Genomic DNA, 16,046 nt, shown 5'->3' on the forward strand with positions numbered 1-16,046 from the left:
TGACCGCCGCCGCCGCGGCGGTCGCCATCGCCTTCGCGGCCCTCACTCCGCCGCAGTCCGCCGTCGCGGGTGCTCCGTCGCCGCTGGTCTTCGAGAGCACCGGCTCGCTGAGCGACATCGTGGCCGACGCGGAGACCGAGCTGACGGTGTTCGCGCCGCCCGCCGACCCGGAGCGCTCGGTGCGGACCGCGTCCTGGTCGTTCAACGCGGAGATGGACACGGGGCGCACCGAGGTCATGCCGCAGTTCTCGACGTTCACCTGGCGGGAAGACCTCTCCGGGGAAGCCCTCGCCATCAACGGCGTCCCCTACGATCCCGAGGACGCGGTCGCGAACGGCGACTCCGAGATCGTGAGCAGCGGCGAGGTGGCCTCGCGCGTGACCTTCGCCCCCGGCGAGTTCGAGACCCCGGTCGTCGCCGCGCCGGGGGAGTCCGCCGCCGACGTGCGGGCGCTCCTGGAGGCGTTCGACATGCCGGACGACCCGACGGCCTTCGAGGTGGTGACCGCCCTCACCTCGGTCTTCGGTCAGTGGACGCTCACCAACGCGCAGCACGCCGAGGTGTTGACGCTCATCGAGGCCTCCGGAGGAGCGCAGGCGCTCGGCGAGTCCACCGACCGCCTCGGGCGTCCTGTCGCCGGTATCCGCGTGCTGTCCGCGGACGGCATCGTGAGCGACGACCTTCTGGTGTCCCTCGACACCGGCCGCATCGTCGGCATCGAGCGAACCGTCCTGAAGGACGACGGCGTCTTCCCGGCCGGTGCGGTCGTGGACTACCGGATGTGGGACATCCCTGAGGAGGTCGTGCAATGAAGCACTCGCGCCCGCTGACCGCGGTTCTCGTGGCCCTGGCTCTCGTCGTGACCGGCGGCCCCACCGTCGCGGCAGCCGAGGAGCCCGTCGATCCCCAGCTCTCCCAGTTGCTCGAAGAGGTTCCCGGCGGTGTGGTGACCGACGGCGGCAGCGCCGTCTGGCCGAAACTCGACATGGAGTACCGACCGGCCCCGGCGTCGTCGCGGGTCGCGGCGCGCTCCGTCGGCTCCTGCGCGACCGGGCGGATCTGCGCGTACAACGCCTCCAACCTCGGCGGTGGCATGCTGAGCTGGGGGAGCTGCACCACCATCACCATCCCGTCGTCGTTCGCCACACGTTCCGCGGCGAACGCGCGGACCTCGGGGTACATGCAGGTGCGTAACGGGGCCTCGGTGCTCGCGACCGTCAACGCCAATGCCTGGGGCAACGTCTCGGGTTCCGCGACCAACATCCGCTGCTTCCTCTGAGAGCCGGGGCGGGCCGGTACAGGAGACGATGAGGGGCGAGGGCATGGCGAAGCACTGGGTGGCGACGACGGCCGGGCCTCCCGAGTCGTGGGCTTTCGAGGAGTACGTGCCCGCGCCGCCGCGCCAGGGCGAGGTCACGATCCGGGTGCGCGCCGCCGGGGTGAATCCGGCCGACGCGAAGCATGTGGCGGCCGCTCGGCCGGGGCTCGAGTTCCCGGTCGCCATCGGGTACGAGGTCTCGGGTGAGCTCGTGGCGATCGGCCCCGGGACCCGCATCGGCTCGGGCGACGCCGGGGTCGGCGACGAGGTCGTGGCCTTCCGCGTCCGGGGCGGGTACGCGACGGAGCTCACGGTGCCGGCTGCCACGGTCTTCGCGAAGCCGACGACGCTCGCGCACCCCGAGGCGGCGAACCTCCTGCTCGTCGGCACGACCGCTGCCGAGATGCTCGCCGTCACCGGTGCGGCCCCGGGGGAGACGATCCTGTTGCACGGAGCGTCCGGTGCGGTGGGGGTCAGCGTGCTGCAGCAGGCCCGGCTGCGGGACGTCCGGGTGATCGGTACGGCGAGCCCTGAGCGCTTCGACGAGGTGCGGCGGTTCGGCGGCATCCCCGTGGCCTACGGTGCCGGGCTCGCGGAGCGGGTGCGCGCGCTGGCGGACGGTCCGGTCGCCGCGGCTCTCGATGCGGTGGGGACCGACGAAGCCGTCGACGTCTCCCTGAGCCTGGTGGCGGACCGCCGGAGGATCGTCACGATCGCGAACCCGTCACGGGCGTCCGCCGAGGGTTTCCTCGCGATCGCCGGGTCGATGCCGGACAGCGCCCGGTTCCGCGACGAGGTGCGCAGCGAACTCCTCGCTCTGGCGCAGAACGGCGACCTCGTGGTCCCTGTGGCACGGACCTTCCCGATGGCCGAGGCGCCGGAGGCCCATCGCCTCCTCGCCACCGGGCACCCGGGCGGCAAGCTCGCGCTGATCCCCGAGGGCTAGCCGATCTCCTGCAGTGCCGAGGTCACGATGACGACGCCCTCGCCGTACTCCTCATCCGCGACGTTCTGCATGGAACCGTCATCCCAGACGACCTGGAGCCAGACGTAGCCGCGATCGATGGACAGTGCGAGAGCCTCCGCGCCGAGGCGGCCGGCGATGTCGTTCTGCACGCGGTCGAGCTCCTCCGCCGTGCTGGTGCCGTCCACGCCGCCGGTGGGGTCCTCCGGCGCCATCGGATCGTAGAGCGCGAGGAGAGCAGGCGGCTCGGTCACCGTGAACCGCTCGCCGTCCCAGGCACCGGTGACCGCATAGGCCCCCCACTGCGTCTCTCCGGACGTCTCGCGGCCGTCCACGCCGTCCCAGCTCCACCCGTCGAGCGGCACACCGTCGCACTGCGGGGGATACGACTCGCGGATCGCGCCGAGGCACAGCCGGACATCCCCGGACTCGTCGAGAACGGTTCCGGTGCCGACCACGGGTCCTGTCGGTGGCGCGTGCTCCGCCTCCTCCCAGCGCGTGTCTGACGGCACCGTCGTGCTGGTCGGCGGTGCGGACGCTCCCGGCGCGGTGGTGCAGCCGGTCAGGAGCAGCAGAGCCGTCGCGGCGCCGACGGCGAGGGGAGAGCGATCGCGGAAGGACCTCATACCGACCAGTGTCGCGCGTGCACGGATCGTCTCAGGTGCTAGCATGACCACATGCCTTTCGGCGGTCTGCTTCTTCTTAGCTGCCGCGACGAGTCCTAGAGCTAGGGCCTTCCTCGTCGCGGCGCTTGTGTTGGCCCGTTCATTGTGACGAAGAGAAGAAGCCCCATCATGCAGAACACCCAGCGCCCGTCCGCGATGCCGATCCACAAGTACCGGCCGTTCCACGAGCAGATCGCCGTCCACCTGCCTGACCGCACCTGGCCCGACGCCCGCATCACCGAGGCGCCCCGCTGGTGCGCGGTCGATCTCCGCGACGGCAACCAGGCTCTCATCGACCCCATGTCGCCCGAGCGCAAGCGCGTCATGTTCGAGCTGCTCGTCGGCATGGGCTACAAGGAGATCGAGGTCGGCTTCCCCTCGGCGAGCCAGACCGACTTCGACTTCGTGCGTCAGTTGATCGAGGAGAACCTCATCCCGGATGACGTCACGATCCAGGTCCTGACGCAGGCGCGCGAGCACCTGATCGCCCGCACCTACGAGGCCATCGCCGGTGCGAAGCAGGCCATCGTGCACCTGTACAACTCCACGAGCGTTCTGCAGCGCGAGGTCGTCTTCCGCACCGACAAGCAGGGCATCATCGACATCGCGCTCGAGGGCGCCCGGCTGTGCCGCCGGTTCGAGAAGACGATCCCGGACACGCAGGTGTACTACGAGTACTCCCCGGAGAGCTACACCGGCACCGAGCTGGAGTTCGCGGTCGACGTCTGCAACCAGGTCATCGAGATCTTCGAACCCACGCCGGACCGCAAGGTCATCATCAACCTCCCCGCGACGGTGGAGATGGCGACGCCGAACGTCTACGCCGACTCGATCGAGTGGATGAGCCGTCACCTGAACCACCGGGAGAACGTGATCCTGTCGCTGCACCCGCACAACGACCGCGGTACCGCGATCGCCGCGGCCGAGCTGGGGTACATGGCCGGAGCCGACCGCATCGAGGGGTGCCTGTTCGGCAACGGAGAGCGCACGGGCAACGTCGACCTCGTCGCGCTCGGCATCAACATGTTCACGCAAGGCATCGATCCGCAGATCGACTTCAGCGACATCGACCAGGTCAAGCGCACGGTCGAGTACTGCAACCAGCTGCCGGTGCCCGAGCGCAGCCCGTGGGCCGGTGACCTCGTCTTCACGGCGTTCAGCGGCTCGCACCAGGACGCCATCAAGAAGGGCTTCGAGGCCATGGCCGCCAGGGCCGAGGCGCAGGGCGTGACGGTCGACGAGATCGAATGGGCCGTGCCGTATCTGCCCGTCGACCCGAAGGACCTCGGTCGCTCCTACGAGGCCGTCATCCGCGTGAACTCCCAGTCGGGCAAGGGCGGCGTCGCGTACCTGCTCAAGTCCGACCACGCGATCGACCTGCCGCGCAAGCTCCAGATCGAGTTCTCCGGGGTCGTGCAGGCCAAGACGGATGCCGAGGGCGGCGAGGTCACCAGCGAGCAGATCTGGTCGATCTTCACCGACGAGTACCTGCCCGCCGTGGACACCGAGGCGAAGTGGGGCCGGTTCGAGTTGCTCGCCACGCAGACCCGGAGCGACATGTCCGGCGACGTCGTGCTCGACGTCGTGCTGCGGGACGACGACCAGGAGGTCTCCGTGTCGGGCAACGGCAACGGTCCGGTCGCCGCGTTCGTCGAGGTGCTGCGTGGTCAGGGCTTCGACATCACGGTCTACGACTACGTGGAGCACGCTCTCAGTGCCGGCGGGGACGCGCAGGCCGCGGCCTACGTCGAGCTGCAGGTGGGCGACCAGCGCCTGTGGGGCGTCGGCATCGACGGCGACATCTCCACCGCATCGCTCAAGGCGATCGTCTCGGGTGTGAACCGTTCGATCCGCAGCCGTCAGCAGGAGCTGGCCGCCGTCTGAGCCTCGTTCGAATCGCGCGATTGGTCGTCTCCGGCCGCCGGATGGAGCCAATCGCGCGATTCGAAGCGGGGGATCAGTCCACCCACTGCACCAGCTGCCAGATGAGGCCGTTGGGGTCGGCGAACTGGCAGTACCGCTCGCCCCAGGGTTCGGTCTCGGGAGGGGTGACCACGCGAGCGCCCGCGGCGGCGATCCGGGCGAACTCCTGGTCGATCTCGTCGACGACGAAGACGATCAGAGTTCCCTGACCGGCGGATCCGGCGATCTCCTCCGGGCGGAACGTCGACAGCCCCGTCTCGAGGAAGATGACGTTCGGCACCGGCCCCGGGTGCTGCAACGAGACGAAGCCCTCCGCGGACATCGCCTCCTCGAACCCGAAGTGCGTCATGGCGAAGGCGGCGGAGGCGGCAACGTCGGGGACGTTGAGCGAGAGGGCGGTCTGCGTGATGTTCACGGTTCTCCTTATCGAAAGTCTGTACAGCGTACAGTGTTACGGCGCGAGCGGTCTAGGCTATTCCCGATGACCAAGAACCTCGTCGATCTGCTCTGGCGGCACAGCCCCGTGGCTCCCGCGACCCCACAGCGCGGACCGAAGGCGCGTCATTCGACGGATGACGTGGTCGACCGCGCTGTCGTGTTGGCTGACGCCGACGGGCTCGGCGCGGTGACCATCCGGTCTCTCGCGCAGAGCCTCGACCTGACGCCGATGTCGATCTACACGCACGTCAACAGCCGCGCCGACCTGCTCGTCCTGATGGCGGACGCGATGCACGCCAGGATGCTGGTCGCGCCTGCGCAGGCCTCCGGATGGCGTGCGGCGGTTCGGGCGATCGCCGAGGACAACCTGCGCCTCTTCCGCACCCACCCGTGGCTCATCGATGTCCGGGATCCGCGGGTCGCACTCGGCCCCGGCACCATCGCCAAGTACGACCGGGAGCTCCACGCCTTCGACGGCCTCGGCCTCGGCGCCGTGGAGCGCGACGCGGCGTTGAGCTTCGTGCTGGACTTCACCCTCTCCGCGGCGGCCCGCATGCGGGAGCAGCAGAGTGCCGAGTCGTTCGCGGCTTCCTGGGCGGAGGCGGCACCGCGTCTGGCGGCCTACCTGGGCGACGACCTGCCGCTCGCCCGGTCGGTGGGCCAGGCTGCCGGCGAAGCCATGGGCGCGCCCTACGACGCTCGAACGGCGTGGGAGTTCGGCCTCGCGCGCGTGATCGATGGGCTCGCCGCCACCTGATCGTCGTTCGAATCGCGCGATTGGTCGTATTCAGCGGCGGGATGGAGCCAATCGGGCGATTCGAAGTCAGTCCTGGGGCTTCACGATCGGGATGGCACCGGTCTCGGCGGCGACCTTGCGGCGGTAGAGACGGCGCTGCTCGGGAAGCGAAACATCGAACGTCACGGCGAGGATCCGGATCACGGCGGTCACGACGATGCCGATGACGGCCGCGAGGGGGATGGGCATCCCGACGGCGTTCGCCACGACGATGAACGTGCATCCGGCGGCCGCGGCCACGGCATACAGCGAGCCGACGTGCATGATCGCCGTCGGCAGGCCCATCAGCATGTCGCGGAGCACACTCCCGCCGACCGCGGCGCAGACCCCGATGAACACCGCGGGCACTTCCGGGATGCCGAAGGCGAGCGCCTTGCTCGTCCCGAAGGCGCCGAACATGCCGATCACGACGGCGTCCAGCACCACGATCGCGGTGTTGAGCCGCGTGAAGAGTCCGGCCAGCAGCATGCCGAGCAGGGCGGCACCCGCGGCCGTGACCAGGTACCACTGGTTCTGCAGGGTGGCGGGCGTCTGTCCGAGCAGGATGTCGCGGATGAGACCGCCGCCCATGCCGATCATGATCCCGATGATCGCGACGCCCAGCCAGTCGAGCCGGCGCTGGCCCTGGAATCCGGCGGCGAACATCGCGCCCTGCACTCCGCCGAGGCCGACGCCGAGGAGGTCCGCCCACAGCGGAATGGTGAAGAGCGGTTCGGTCACGCGTCCATTGTCGCGCACGGAGGATAATCGAAGGGTGCCCACCTACCGAGACGAAGCGGTGATCCTGCGCACCCACAAGCTGGGCGAGGCGGATCGCATCGTCACGATGCTGTCCCGGCGGCACGGCAAGGTGCGCGCGGTGGCCAAGGGCGTGCGGCGCACCTCGTCGAAGTTCGGCTCCCGCCTCGAGCCGTTCATGGTCGCCGACGTGCAGCTCTACGAAGGCCGCTCGCTCGACATCGTGCAGCAGGCCGAGTCGCTCGGAGCCTACGGCACGGACATCGCCGCGCATTACGACCGGTTCACCGCCGCGAACGCCATGGTCGAGACGGCGGATCGGCTCAGCGACGCCGAGGCCACCCCGGAGCAGTACCTCCTGCTCGTCGGCGGGCTGCGGGCGCTGTCCCGCGGCGAGCACGCTCCGCGCAGCATCCTCGATTCGTACCTGCTGCGGGTCATGTCCCTCTCGGGGTGGGCACCGTCCCTCGAGGACTGCGCGCGCTGCGGGGCTCCGGGGCCGCACTCCGTCTTCGTCGCGCAGCTGGGCGGCCTGGTCTGCCACGCCGATGCACCCGCCGGGAGCCCGCGGATCGCCGAGAAGACCCTGACACTGCTGCGCGCGTTGATCCGCGGCGACTGGGACCTCATCGACGCGGCGCCGCACGCTGACACCGCCGCCGCCTCGGGTCTCGTCGCGGCGTACGCCCAGTGGCACCTGGAGCGGGGCATCCGCTCGCTCGCGCACGTGTCGTCCACCCCCGGAGAAGGAGCACGGTGAGCCCGAAGCCCTACACGCACAAGGACGCCGTGCCGTATCGGCCGATCGACTGGACCGGCGTGTACCCGCCCGCGTTCCCGGCCGTCCCGGAGCACGTCGCCATCGTCATGGACGGCAACGGGCGCTGGGCGAACCGCCGGGGCCTCAACCGCATCGAGGGCCACAAGGCCGGGGAGGAGGTGCTGCTCGACGTCGTCGCCGGCGCGATCCAGGCCGGCGTTAAGCACCTCTCCGTCTATGCGTTCTCCACCGAGAACTGGGCCCGTTCCCCCGAGGAGGTCCGCTTCCTCATGGGGTACAACCGCGATGTGCTGCACCGCCGCCGTGATCAGCTCAACGAGTGGGGTGTGCGTGTGCGGTGGGCGGGGCGCAAGCCGCGCCTGTGGGGGAGCGTCATCAAGGAGCTGCAGTACGCCGAGCAGCTCACCCGCGACAACGACGTGCTCACCCTCACCATGTGCGTCAACTACGGCGGTCGGGTCGAACTCGTCGACGCGATGCGGGCCATCGCGGCCGATGTCGCGGCCGGGCGGGTGAAGCCCAACGCGATCAGCGAGAAGACGATCCGTCGTCACCTCTACGTCCCCGACATGCCGGACGTGGACCTGTTCCTGCGCAGCTCGGGGGAGCAGCGCACCTCCAACTTCCTGCTGTGGCAGTCGGCCTACGCCGAGATGGTGTTCCTCGACACGCTGTGGCCGGACTTCTCGCGCGAGGAGCTCTGGCGCGCGATCGGGGTCTACCTCTCCCGTGACCGACGCTTCGGCGGCGCCGTGGACACCCCGACCTCGGCCTGAGCCCGCAGCCAGCGCTCCGTCTCGCGCGGATGCGTCAGCCGCACGATCGTGAGGTGGGGGAAGCGCTCCTGCACCGCGGGAAAGCGCTCGGACCAGGTTCGCAGCGTCTTCGTCTGCCAGGCCAGGATGCTCTCCTCCGGCGGGGCCCCCAGCATCCGCCAGATCGGCTTCTCGACGTTGCCGTTCCACATCCGGGTGCGGAGGATGCTGCGGCTGAGGGTGCGCCGGAGCAGACGCGACCGCACCACGCGGTACGGGTAGTCGAGCCAGAGCGCGAGCTGCGCTCTCGGGGTCAGGATCTCGTCGGTGCCCTTGCTCGTGTACTGCCACTCGGTCACCCAGCGCTCCTCCGCGGCGAAGGCGCGCACGTCGTCGAGGAACTCCGCCCGCGGGGTCCAGTCCGGCCCGTGGAACAGGCCGTCGATCTCCACGTGACGGAGGTCCCAGAGGGCGGCGAGCCGTCGGGACAGAGTCGTCTTCCCCGACCCGGTGACGCCGGCGACGAGCACCCGTGCGGGACGGAAGGGCAGGGGATCGTCGGCGGCGAGCATCCGAGGATTCTACTGACGGAATACGTCGGACGCGCGGACGGTTGAGCACGGTGTGACTGAACCCATCGCCATCGACATCTGGTCCGACATCGCCTGCCCCTGGTGCTACATCGGCAAGCGCAACCTCGAGAAGGGGCTGGAGGCGGTCTCCGCCGACGAGGACGCTCCGCAGGTCACGGTCACCTTCCACTCCTTCGAGCTCTCCCCGGACACCCCGGTCGACTTCGACGGTGACGAGATCGACTTCCTCTCCGGGCACAAGGGGATGCCGCGGACGCAGGTCGAGCAGATGCTGGCCAACGTCACGAACGTCGCCGCGAACGCAGGCCTGCAGTACCGGTTCGACCTGCTGCAGCACACGAACACCGTGAAGGCGCACGAGCTGCTGCACTTCGCGAAGGCCGAGGGCCGCCAGCACGAGATGGAGGAGCGGCTCATGTCCGCCTACTTCACCGAGGGCAAGCACGTCGGACGCATCGACGACCTCGTCGCCCTCGCCGCCGAGGTGGGCCTCGATGCCGATCGCGCCCGCGCCGCACTCGAGAGCGAGCAGTACCTCGCCGACGTCCGCCAGGACCAGGCGCAGGCTCGCGCCTACGGGATCCAGGGGGTGCCGTTCTTCGTGGTCGACGGTCAGTACGGCATCAGTGGCGCGCAGCCGCCGGCGGCGTTCGAGAACGTGATCCGCGACCTCTGGGCGCAGCGCAGCGCGGCCGTCGAGGCCTGACCCGCATCGACAGACGACGGCGGGGACCCCGGGTCGGGGGTCCCCGCCGTTCTGCTGCCCGGGCTCAGAGGCGCTGCTGGCGCGGCCCGAGGGGGAGCGGCTCCATCGGCTGATCGTTCGCCGTCAGGTCGATGCCGAGGTCCCGCGCATAGACGACGCGCGTGGCGATCGTGACCTCCTCGCCGGCCTCCGCCAGCTCGAACACCCGGCCGCCCCGGAGGCGATTGCGCTCCGCGCCGGCCAGACCGTAGGCGCCGAAGCCGGTGCCGGGAGCGTATCCGAGCATCACGCCGTAGTAGTCGCCCATGTAGTCGTTGACATGGTCGTGGCCGACGAACACGCCCTTCACGTCGCCGCGCTCGAGGATCGCGTTGAACATCCCCGAGTTGAACGGCCCGGGGCACTCGTCCTCGTTGCGCTCCCCGACGATGCCGTGGCGGGCCCTGCCGCGGGCGGCGTCGGCCGCCGTGCGGGTGTCCACACCGCCCCACCACATGAAGCGGTGCTCCCACAGGGCGATGTGGAGGAACATCAGGCCCGGGACCTTGCGCCCTCGGCGCTGCTCCAGCCGCTGCGACTGGTCGCGGTACCAGGCGACCTGGTCCATGCGCAGCCAATCCCATGCCGGGTAGCCGGCGAAGTCCTGGCCGTCGATGGCGTCCGGCGCGTAGCGGCCCGAGTCCATCAGCCAGAGCGCGAAGGCCTCCCGGTTCTTCTTCGCGGCGGAGCCGATCGTCACGATCGTGTTGCTCGTGCCCGTCACGCCGCGCGTGTTCTCGGCGTTCACGTTGTACTCGTACGACCGGTAGATCTGCAGCATCCCCGCCTCATCGACGCCGGACTGCGGCAGCGAGTCCTCGTCGTGGTTGCCGTAGGTGACCGCCCACGGGATGCGACGGGACTCCATCGGCATGACGACGTTGTTGATCGCCTGCTTCACCGCCAGCCGCGTCTCGCACCCGCCCGTGATCACATCGCCGTTGATGACCACGAAGTCCGGCTTCTCCTGGTCGAGCACCTTCTCCATCAGCTCGACGGTGCGGCGGTCGGTGAGCTCGTCGTCCTGCGTGTCGTTGAACTGCACGACCTTGAAGGTGCCGTCCGCGCGGAAGCGCAGGGTGCGCGCCTGGGCCGCGCCGGGCGATGCCGGGACGGTCACCGCGGCGGCGGGAGCGGCTCCGAGGGGGAGGGCGGTGCCGAGCGCGCCGAGCGCTCCGGCCGTGAGGACAGTTCGCCGGCTGAGGGGCAGTCGGTCGGGCATTCGTGGTCTCCTTCGTCTTCGGCGCGTGTCGCCGCGGTGAGACTAGGGACGCCAGATGTCCGCGGAGAGACCGGACGGTGAACGAGGGCGGCCTCGTCGAGCGCCGGAACGCGGTGCGCGCGTGACGCGGAGGTGAACGACGCTCAGCGGGGGAGCGCGGCCTCGATCGCCTGGACGATCTCCGGCGCATCGGGCTTCTGCTTCGGGCGGAAGCGCAGCACATCCCCGTCCGGGAGCACCAGGAACTTCTCGAAGTTCCACTCGACGCGGCCGGCCTTGCCGCCGGCATCCGGCGTCTCCTTGAGAGCCTTGTACAGCTCGGCGGCGTTCTTGCCGTTGACCTTGACCTTGTCGTTCACCGGGAAGGAGACGCCGTACGTCGTGGAGCAGAACTCGAGGATCTCGTCGACCGAACCGGGCTCCTGACCGAAGAACTGGTTGCAGGGGAAGCCGACAACGGTGAAGCCGCGGTCGCCGAAGCGCCGCTGCAGCTCCTCCAGCTGCTCGTACTGCGGGGTGAGCCCGCACTTCGAGGCGACGTTCACCACCAGCACCACGTCGGCGCCGAGATCGTCCAGAGTCTTCTGCTGGCCCTGGGCGTCGGTGAAGGGGATGGAACGGAGGGCGGGATCGGTCATATGCACAGCTTAGGTCGCCGCATCCCCACCGGCTCCGGGTCTGGGAGAATGGACACGCCATGACTCTCGCCACCGCCACCGCCCGCCCCCTCCGCATCGGCCCGATCGACCTCGACGTGCCGGTCGTCCTCGCGCCGATGGCCGGGATCACGAACACGGCTTTCCGACGCCTGTGCCGGGAGTACGGGGCCGGCCTCTACGTGAGCGAGATGATCACCTCGCGCGCGCTGGTCGAACGCAACGAGACCACGATGCGTCTCATCCGGCACCATGAGTCCGAGACGCCGCGCTCCATCCAGCTCTACGGCGTCGATCCGAAGACCATCGCCGAGGCCGTCCGCATCATCGTCGCGGAAGACCACGCCGATCACATCGACCTCAACTTCGGCTGCCCGGTCCCCAAGGTCACGCGCAAGGGCGGCGGCGCGGCGCTGCCGTGGAAGTCGAAGCTCTTCGCCGACATCGTCGATCAGGCCGTCAAGGCCGCCGGTGACATCCCGCTCACCGTCAAGATGCGCAAGGGCATCGACCGGGACCACCTCACCTTCCTTGACGCCGGACGTGCCGCGGAGGATGCCGGGGCCGCCGCCGTGGCGCTGCACGCCCGGACCGCGAGCGAGTTCTACTCCGGTCACGCCGACTGGAGTGCGATCGGCGAGCTCAAGCAGGCCGTGACCAGCATTCCCGTGCTGGGCAACGGCGACATCTGGTCGGCGGATGACGCCGTGCGCATGATGGCGGAGACCGACTGCGACGGCGTCGTCGTCGGCCGCGGGTGCCTGGGCCGTCCGTGGCTGTTCGGACAGCTGGCTCTCGCCTTCGGGGGAGAGGGCAAGACGGTCGACGCGACCCTCGGTTTCGTCGCCGACGCCTTCCGCCGACACGCGGAGCTGCTCGTCGATTTCTTCGAGGACGAGGATCGCGGCTGCCGCGACATCCGCAAGCACGTGTCCTGGTACTTCAAGGGCTACCCGGTGGGCGGCGACATCCGCACGGGCCTCGCCACCGCGTCGAGCCTGCAGGAGATCGACGACCTCCTGGGCCGACTCGACCGTGCGGCTCCGTACCCCGGCGCGGACGCCGAAGGGCAGCGCGGTCGCGCGGGACACCCGAAGAAGACGGCCCTTCCGGAGAAGTGGCTGGAGTCGCGCGAGCTCGCCTCGTCGGCGTCGGAGATGATGCGTGGAGCGGAGATCGAGAACAGTGGCGGATGACCCCCGGGTCGGCGCGCGCGCCGACGGCTATGACCCGCGCGACGCGGAGCGCTTCATCGCGGAGACCCATCGTTCCGAGCGGGACGACTTCGCCCGCGACCGCGCGCGCGTGCTGCACTCGGCGGCTCTGCGGCGGCTCGCCGCGAAGACGCAGGTGCTCAGCCCCGCCAGCACGGCCGACTTCGCCCGCAACCGTCTGACCCACTCGCTCGAGGTCGCGCAGGTCGGCCGGGAGCTCGCCGCGGCGCTCGGGGTCTCCGCGGACGTGGTGGACACCGCGTGTCTGAGCCATGACCTCGGCCACCCGCCGTTCGGCCACAACGGCGAGCGGGCGCTGAACGAGTGGGCGGCGGCCATCGGCGGCTTCGAGGGCAACGCCCAGTCGCTGCGCATCCTCACCCGGCTGGAGGCGAAGGTGCTCGACGCCGACGGCTCCTCCGTCGGCCTGAACCTCACGCGGGCCAGTCTCGACGCGACCTGCAAGTATCCGTGGACCGTCGACAGCCCCGTCCCCGACCCGGGGGGTCGGCTCAAGTTCGGCGTGTACCCGGAGGACGAGGCCGTGTTCCGCTGGATGCGCGACGGGGCACCGGGGCGGCTGCGCTGCATCGAGGCCGAGATCATGGACCTCTCCGACGACATCGCCTACTCGGTGCACGACTTCGAGGACGCGATCGTCAACGGCTACGTCGACGTCGCGCAGCTCGCCGACCCGGCGGCGCACGAGGCCCTGCTCAGCCGGATCCAGCAGTGGGTCGGCTACGACTTCACGCGCGACGAACTCGCCGACGCCCTCTACCGGCTCGCCTCGCAGCCGATGTGGCTGGCGTCCTTCGACCGTTCCCGACAGGATCTCGCCCGGCTCAAGAACCTCACCAGCGACCTCATCGGCCGGTTCGCGCGCGCGGCGGTCTCGGCCACCCGGGAGGCCTTCGGGGGCACGCGCCTGGTCCGCTACAACGCGCACGTGATCGTGCCCCGCGTCGTCGAGGTCGAGATCGCGGTTCTCAAGGGGATCATGGGTCAGGCGATCGTCACGATCGATGCCCGGAAGGGCGTCTACAAGGAGCAGCGGAGGGTCCTCAAGCGGCTGGCCGACGCCCTGTGGTCGACCGACACCCTGTGGTCGGCCGGCGCCGACGTGCTGGAGCCCGCGTTCGCCGCCGACTTCGTCGCCGCCGAGAGCGACGCGGAGCGGGCGCGGGTCGTCGTGGATCAGATCGCGAGCTTGACCGATCAGAGTGCGATCGACTGGCACAACCGCCTGGTCGGGGAGATCGACCCGGCGGAGGTCGGCATCTGGACGCCGCGTCATGCGCGCCCCGGCGCGCGCACGCCTGTCGAGAGGCGGCCCGTCGCAGAAGGCGCCCGCTGATGCCCCGCATCCGGCAGGCCGACGTCGACGAGGTCAAGGCCCGCACCAACATCGCGGACATCGTGGGGGAGCGCGTCGCCCTCAAGTCGGCGGGGGTGGGGTCCCTCAAAGGACTGTGCCCGTTCCACGACGAGAAGAGCCCCAGCTTCCACGTGCGTCAGCAGGTCGGCTACTACCACTGCTTCGGCTGCGGGGAGTCGGGCGACGTGTACTCCTTCCTCCGCGCGATGGACCACGTGAGCTTCACGGAGGCGGTCGAGCGGCTCGCGGGCCGCATCGGCTACACCCTGCATTACGAGGACGGAGGGGCGGCGCCGGAGACCAGTGGCCGCAGCCGGCTGTACGCGGCGAACACGGCCGCGGCGGAGTTCTTCCGGTCCCAGCTCCTGTCGCCGGATGCGGAGGCGGCCCGCCGGTTCCTCGGGGAGCGCGGCTTCGACGCCGGGGCGGCGGCGCACTTCGGCGTCGGCTTCGCCCCTCGGGGATGGGACGGCATGCTCAAGGCGCTGTCCACCCAGGGCTTCACGCGCGAGGAGCTGAGCACCGCAGGACTCGTCTCCACGGGACAGCGCGGTGTGTACGACCGGTTCCGCGGCCGCCTCGTCTGGCCGATCCGCGACGTGTCGGGGCAGACCATCGGCTTCGGCGCCCGCAAGCTGTTCGATGACGACCAGGGGCCCAAGTACCTCAACACCCCCGAGACCCCGATCTACAAGAAGGCCCAGGTGCTCTACGGGCTCGACCTCGCCAAGCGCGACATCGCCCGCGGCGACCCGCGCCGGGTCGTGGTCGTCGAGGGCTACACCGATGTGATGGCCTGCCACCTCGCCGGGCTCACGACCGCGGTCGCGACCTGCGGCACCGCGTTCGGCGCCGAGCACATCAAGGTGCTCCGCCGGGTCATGGGCGACGACAACGCGTCCGGTGAGGTGGTGTTCACCTTCGACGGCGACGAGGCGGGACAGAAGGCCGCGCTGCGGGCGTTCACGGAGGACGACCGGTTCAACGCGCAGACCTTCGTCGCGGTCGCCCCGGACGGCCTCGACCCGTGCGACCTCCGGCTGCAGCGCGGGGACGCGGCGGTGCGCGGCCTCATGGACGCGAAGCAGCCGATGTTCGAGTTCGCCATCGACCGCAAGCTCGCGGGTTTCGACCTCTCCACGGTCGAGGGCCGGGTCGGCGCCCTCCGTGCCGCGGCCCCGATCGTGGCGGAGATCCGCGACCGCCTGCTGCGCCCCGGCTACGAGCGGGTACTCGCACGCCGACTCGGCATGGACCCGACCGAGGTGCATGGGGAGGTCGAGCGCGCCGCGCGCGGTGCGCAGGCGGCCGCTCCTCAGGCGCGTCGGGAAGCCGCGCCGCGGGTCGATCCCGCCACGGGCGGGCCGGTCGTCGCGGCCGTGACGCTCGCCAGCCTGCCCCGTTCACCCGACGTCGCCGTGGAGCGCGATGCGCTCATGGGCGCCCTGCAGTACGGTCACCAGATCGATGCGGCGCTGCTGACGCGAGCGCTCGCGGAGCCGTTCCGCACCCCCGGCCTCGATGCCGTGCGCGAGGCGGTCGCCGCCGCCCCCGATCGCAGCCGTCCCGGCTGGGTGACGGACGCGGTGAACAGCGTGCGCGAGCCGTACCGCTCGCTCGCGGGCGAGCTGCTGATGACGCCGTTCCCGGCACGAGACGAGGCCGGCGCGGTGGCGTCGGCGACGGATCTCGCCCGACGACTGGTGGTGCGGCAGCTCGAGCACGAGAAGCAGGAGCTGCTGGGCGCGGTCCAGCGCGTCCCTGCCGACTCCGATGGCGGGCGCGCGCTGCGGGTACGGCTGCGGGACATCGACATGGAGCGGCAGCGGTTCTTCGCCGAGTCGTAACCGGAACGGTCCC

At 70.3% G+C, this 16,046-nt stretch carries 17 protein-coding genes; 11 read left to right on the forward strand and 6 right to left on the reverse strand.

The window, feature by feature from the left end; all coding sequences use genetic code 11:
* The 3 genes from D8M34_RS18945 to D8M34_RS02495 form a co-directional block, all read left to right on the forward strand.
* On the forward strand, positions 1-812 hold an 812-nt coding region (locus tag D8M34_RS18945; RefSeq protein ID WP_126893062.1), incomplete at its 5' end, for a hypothetical protein.
* Complete coding sequence (locus D8M34_RS02490) at positions 809-1,279, forward strand: hypothetical protein (RefSeq protein WP_085607737.1); 471 nt, start codon at positions 809-811, stop codon at positions 1,277-1,279. The genes D8M34_RS18945 and D8M34_RS02490, both read left to right, overlap by 4 nt.
* 43 nt (positions 1,280-1,322) lie before the next feature.
* Entirely contained in the window at positions 1,323-2,264 is a 942-nt protein-coding gene (locus D8M34_RS02495; RefSeq protein WP_126893063.1) for a quinone oxidoreductase family protein, read from the forward strand.
* Here the strand turns inward: D8M34_RS02495 and D8M34_RS02500 are convergent.
* Positions 2,261-2,908, reverse strand: a complete 648-nt coding sequence (locus D8M34_RS02500) for a hypothetical protein (protein ID WP_126893064.1) — start codon at positions 2,906-2,908, stop codon at positions 2,261-2,263. The two genes, D8M34_RS02495 and D8M34_RS02500, sit on opposite strands and share 4 nt — an antisense overlap.
* Positions 2,909-3,076: 168 nt before the next feature.
* Between D8M34_RS02500 and leuA the strand changes: the two genes are divergently transcribed.
* Complete coding sequence (leuA, locus tag D8M34_RS02505) at positions 3,077-4,831, forward strand: 2-isopropylmalate synthase (protein ID WP_025103680.1); 1,755 nt, start codon at positions 3,077-3,079, stop codon at positions 4,829-4,831.
* A gap of 73 nt (positions 4,832-4,904) precedes the next feature.
* Here the strand turns inward: leuA and D8M34_RS02510 are convergent, their stop codons facing one another.
* Positions 4,905-5,285, reverse strand: a complete 381-nt coding sequence (locus tag D8M34_RS02510) for a VOC family protein (RefSeq protein ID WP_126893065.1) — start codon at positions 5,283-5,285, stop codon at positions 4,905-4,907.
* A gap of 66 nt (positions 5,286-5,351) precedes the next feature.
* Between D8M34_RS02510 and D8M34_RS02515 the strand changes: the two genes are divergently transcribed.
* Positions 5,352-6,065 carry a TetR/AcrR family transcriptional regulator C-terminal domain-containing protein gene (locus D8M34_RS02515; protein WP_126893066.1) on the forward strand — a complete coding sequence of 238 codons (714 nt, stop codon included), beginning with the start codon at positions 5,352-5,354 and terminating at the stop codon, positions 6,063-6,065.
* A 66-nt stretch (positions 6,066-6,131) separates the two neighbouring features.
* Here the strand turns inward: D8M34_RS02515 and D8M34_RS02520 are convergent, their stop codons facing one another.
* Positions 6,132-6,824: a trimeric intracellular cation channel family protein gene (locus D8M34_RS02520; RefSeq protein WP_025103677.1), complete on the reverse strand. Its 693-nt coding sequence runs from the start codon at positions 6,822-6,824 to the stop codon at positions 6,132-6,134.
* Between the two features lie 34 nt (positions 6,825-6,858).
* On the opposite strand from D8M34_RS02520, the gene recO reads away from it, so the two are divergent.
* A complete protein-coding gene (gene recO / locus D8M34_RS02525) occupies positions 6,859-7,602 on the forward strand; it encodes a DNA repair protein RecO (RefSeq protein WP_025103676.1) in 744 nt (247 codons plus the stop codon).
* Positions 7,599-8,399, forward strand: coding sequence for an isoprenyl transferase (locus D8M34_RS02530; protein ID WP_062634275.1), 801 nt, complete (start codon positions 7,599-7,601; stop codon positions 8,397-8,399). Before recO ends, D8M34_RS02530 begins: the two co-directional genes overlap by 4 nt.
* Here the strand turns inward: D8M34_RS02530 and D8M34_RS02535 are convergent.
* Positions 8,342-8,950, reverse strand: a complete 609-nt coding sequence (locus D8M34_RS02535; RefSeq protein ID WP_126893067.1) for an AAA family ATPase — start codon at positions 8,948-8,950, stop codon at positions 8,342-8,344. The two genes, D8M34_RS02530 and D8M34_RS02535, sit on opposite strands and share 58 nt — an antisense overlap.
* A 52-nt stretch (positions 8,951-9,002) precedes the next feature.
* Here D8M34_RS02535 and D8M34_RS02540 point away from each other — a divergent pair, with 52 nt between their 5' ends.
* Positions 9,003-9,677, forward strand: a complete 675-nt coding sequence (locus D8M34_RS02540) for a DsbA family oxidoreductase (protein WP_126893068.1) — start codon at positions 9,003-9,005, stop codon at positions 9,675-9,677.
* 64 nt (positions 9,678-9,741) lie between these two features.
* Here the strand turns inward: D8M34_RS02540 and D8M34_RS02545 are convergent, their stop codons facing one another.
* Together D8M34_RS02545 and D8M34_RS02550 are read right to left on the reverse strand one after the other, a co-directional pair.
* Positions 9,742-10,938, reverse strand: coding sequence for a metallophosphoesterase family protein (locus tag D8M34_RS02545; RefSeq protein ID WP_164498156.1), 1,197 nt, complete (start codon positions 10,936-10,938; stop codon positions 9,742-9,744).
* 143 nt (positions 10,939-11,081) lie between these two features.
* The gene (locus tag D8M34_RS02550) at positions 11,082-11,576 is read right to left on the reverse strand and encodes a glutathione peroxidase (protein ID WP_025103671.1); all 495 of its coding nucleotides are present in this window, start codon (positions 11,574-11,576) and stop codon (positions 11,082-11,084) included.
* Positions 11,577-11,635: 59 nt separating this feature from the next.
* On the opposite strand from D8M34_RS02550, the gene dusB reads away from it, so the two are divergent.
* Genes dusB through dnaG form a run of 3 tightly spaced genes read left to right on the forward strand, consistent with a single transcriptional unit; the run spans position 11,636 to position 16,033 of the window.
* A complete protein-coding gene (gene dusB, locus D8M34_RS02555) occupies positions 11,636-12,790 on the forward strand; it encodes a tRNA dihydrouridine synthase DusB (RefSeq protein WP_126893069.1) in 1,155 nt (384 codons plus the stop codon).
* Positions 12,780-14,165 carry a deoxyguanosinetriphosphate triphosphohydrolase gene (locus D8M34_RS02560; protein ID WP_126893070.1) on the forward strand — a complete coding sequence of 462 codons (1,386 nt, stop codon included), beginning with the start codon at positions 12,780-12,782 and terminating at the stop codon, positions 14,163-14,165. Before dusB ends, D8M34_RS02560 begins: the two co-directional genes overlap by 11 nt.
* Positions 14,165-16,033 (forward strand): DNA primase, encoded by a 1,869-nt coding sequence (gene dnaG, locus D8M34_RS02565; protein WP_126893071.1) that lies wholly within the window; start codon positions 14,165-14,167, stop codon positions 16,031-16,033. The genes D8M34_RS02560 and dnaG overlap by 1 nt, the downstream gene beginning before the upstream one ends.
* The last annotated feature ends 13 nt before the right edge of the window (positions 16,034-16,046 follow it).

Origin of the sequence: Microbacterium sp. HSID17254, from assembly GCF_003989315.1 — a bacterium.
Classification (GTDB): Bacteria; Actinomycetota; Actinomycetes; order Actinomycetales; family Microbacteriaceae; genus Microbacterium.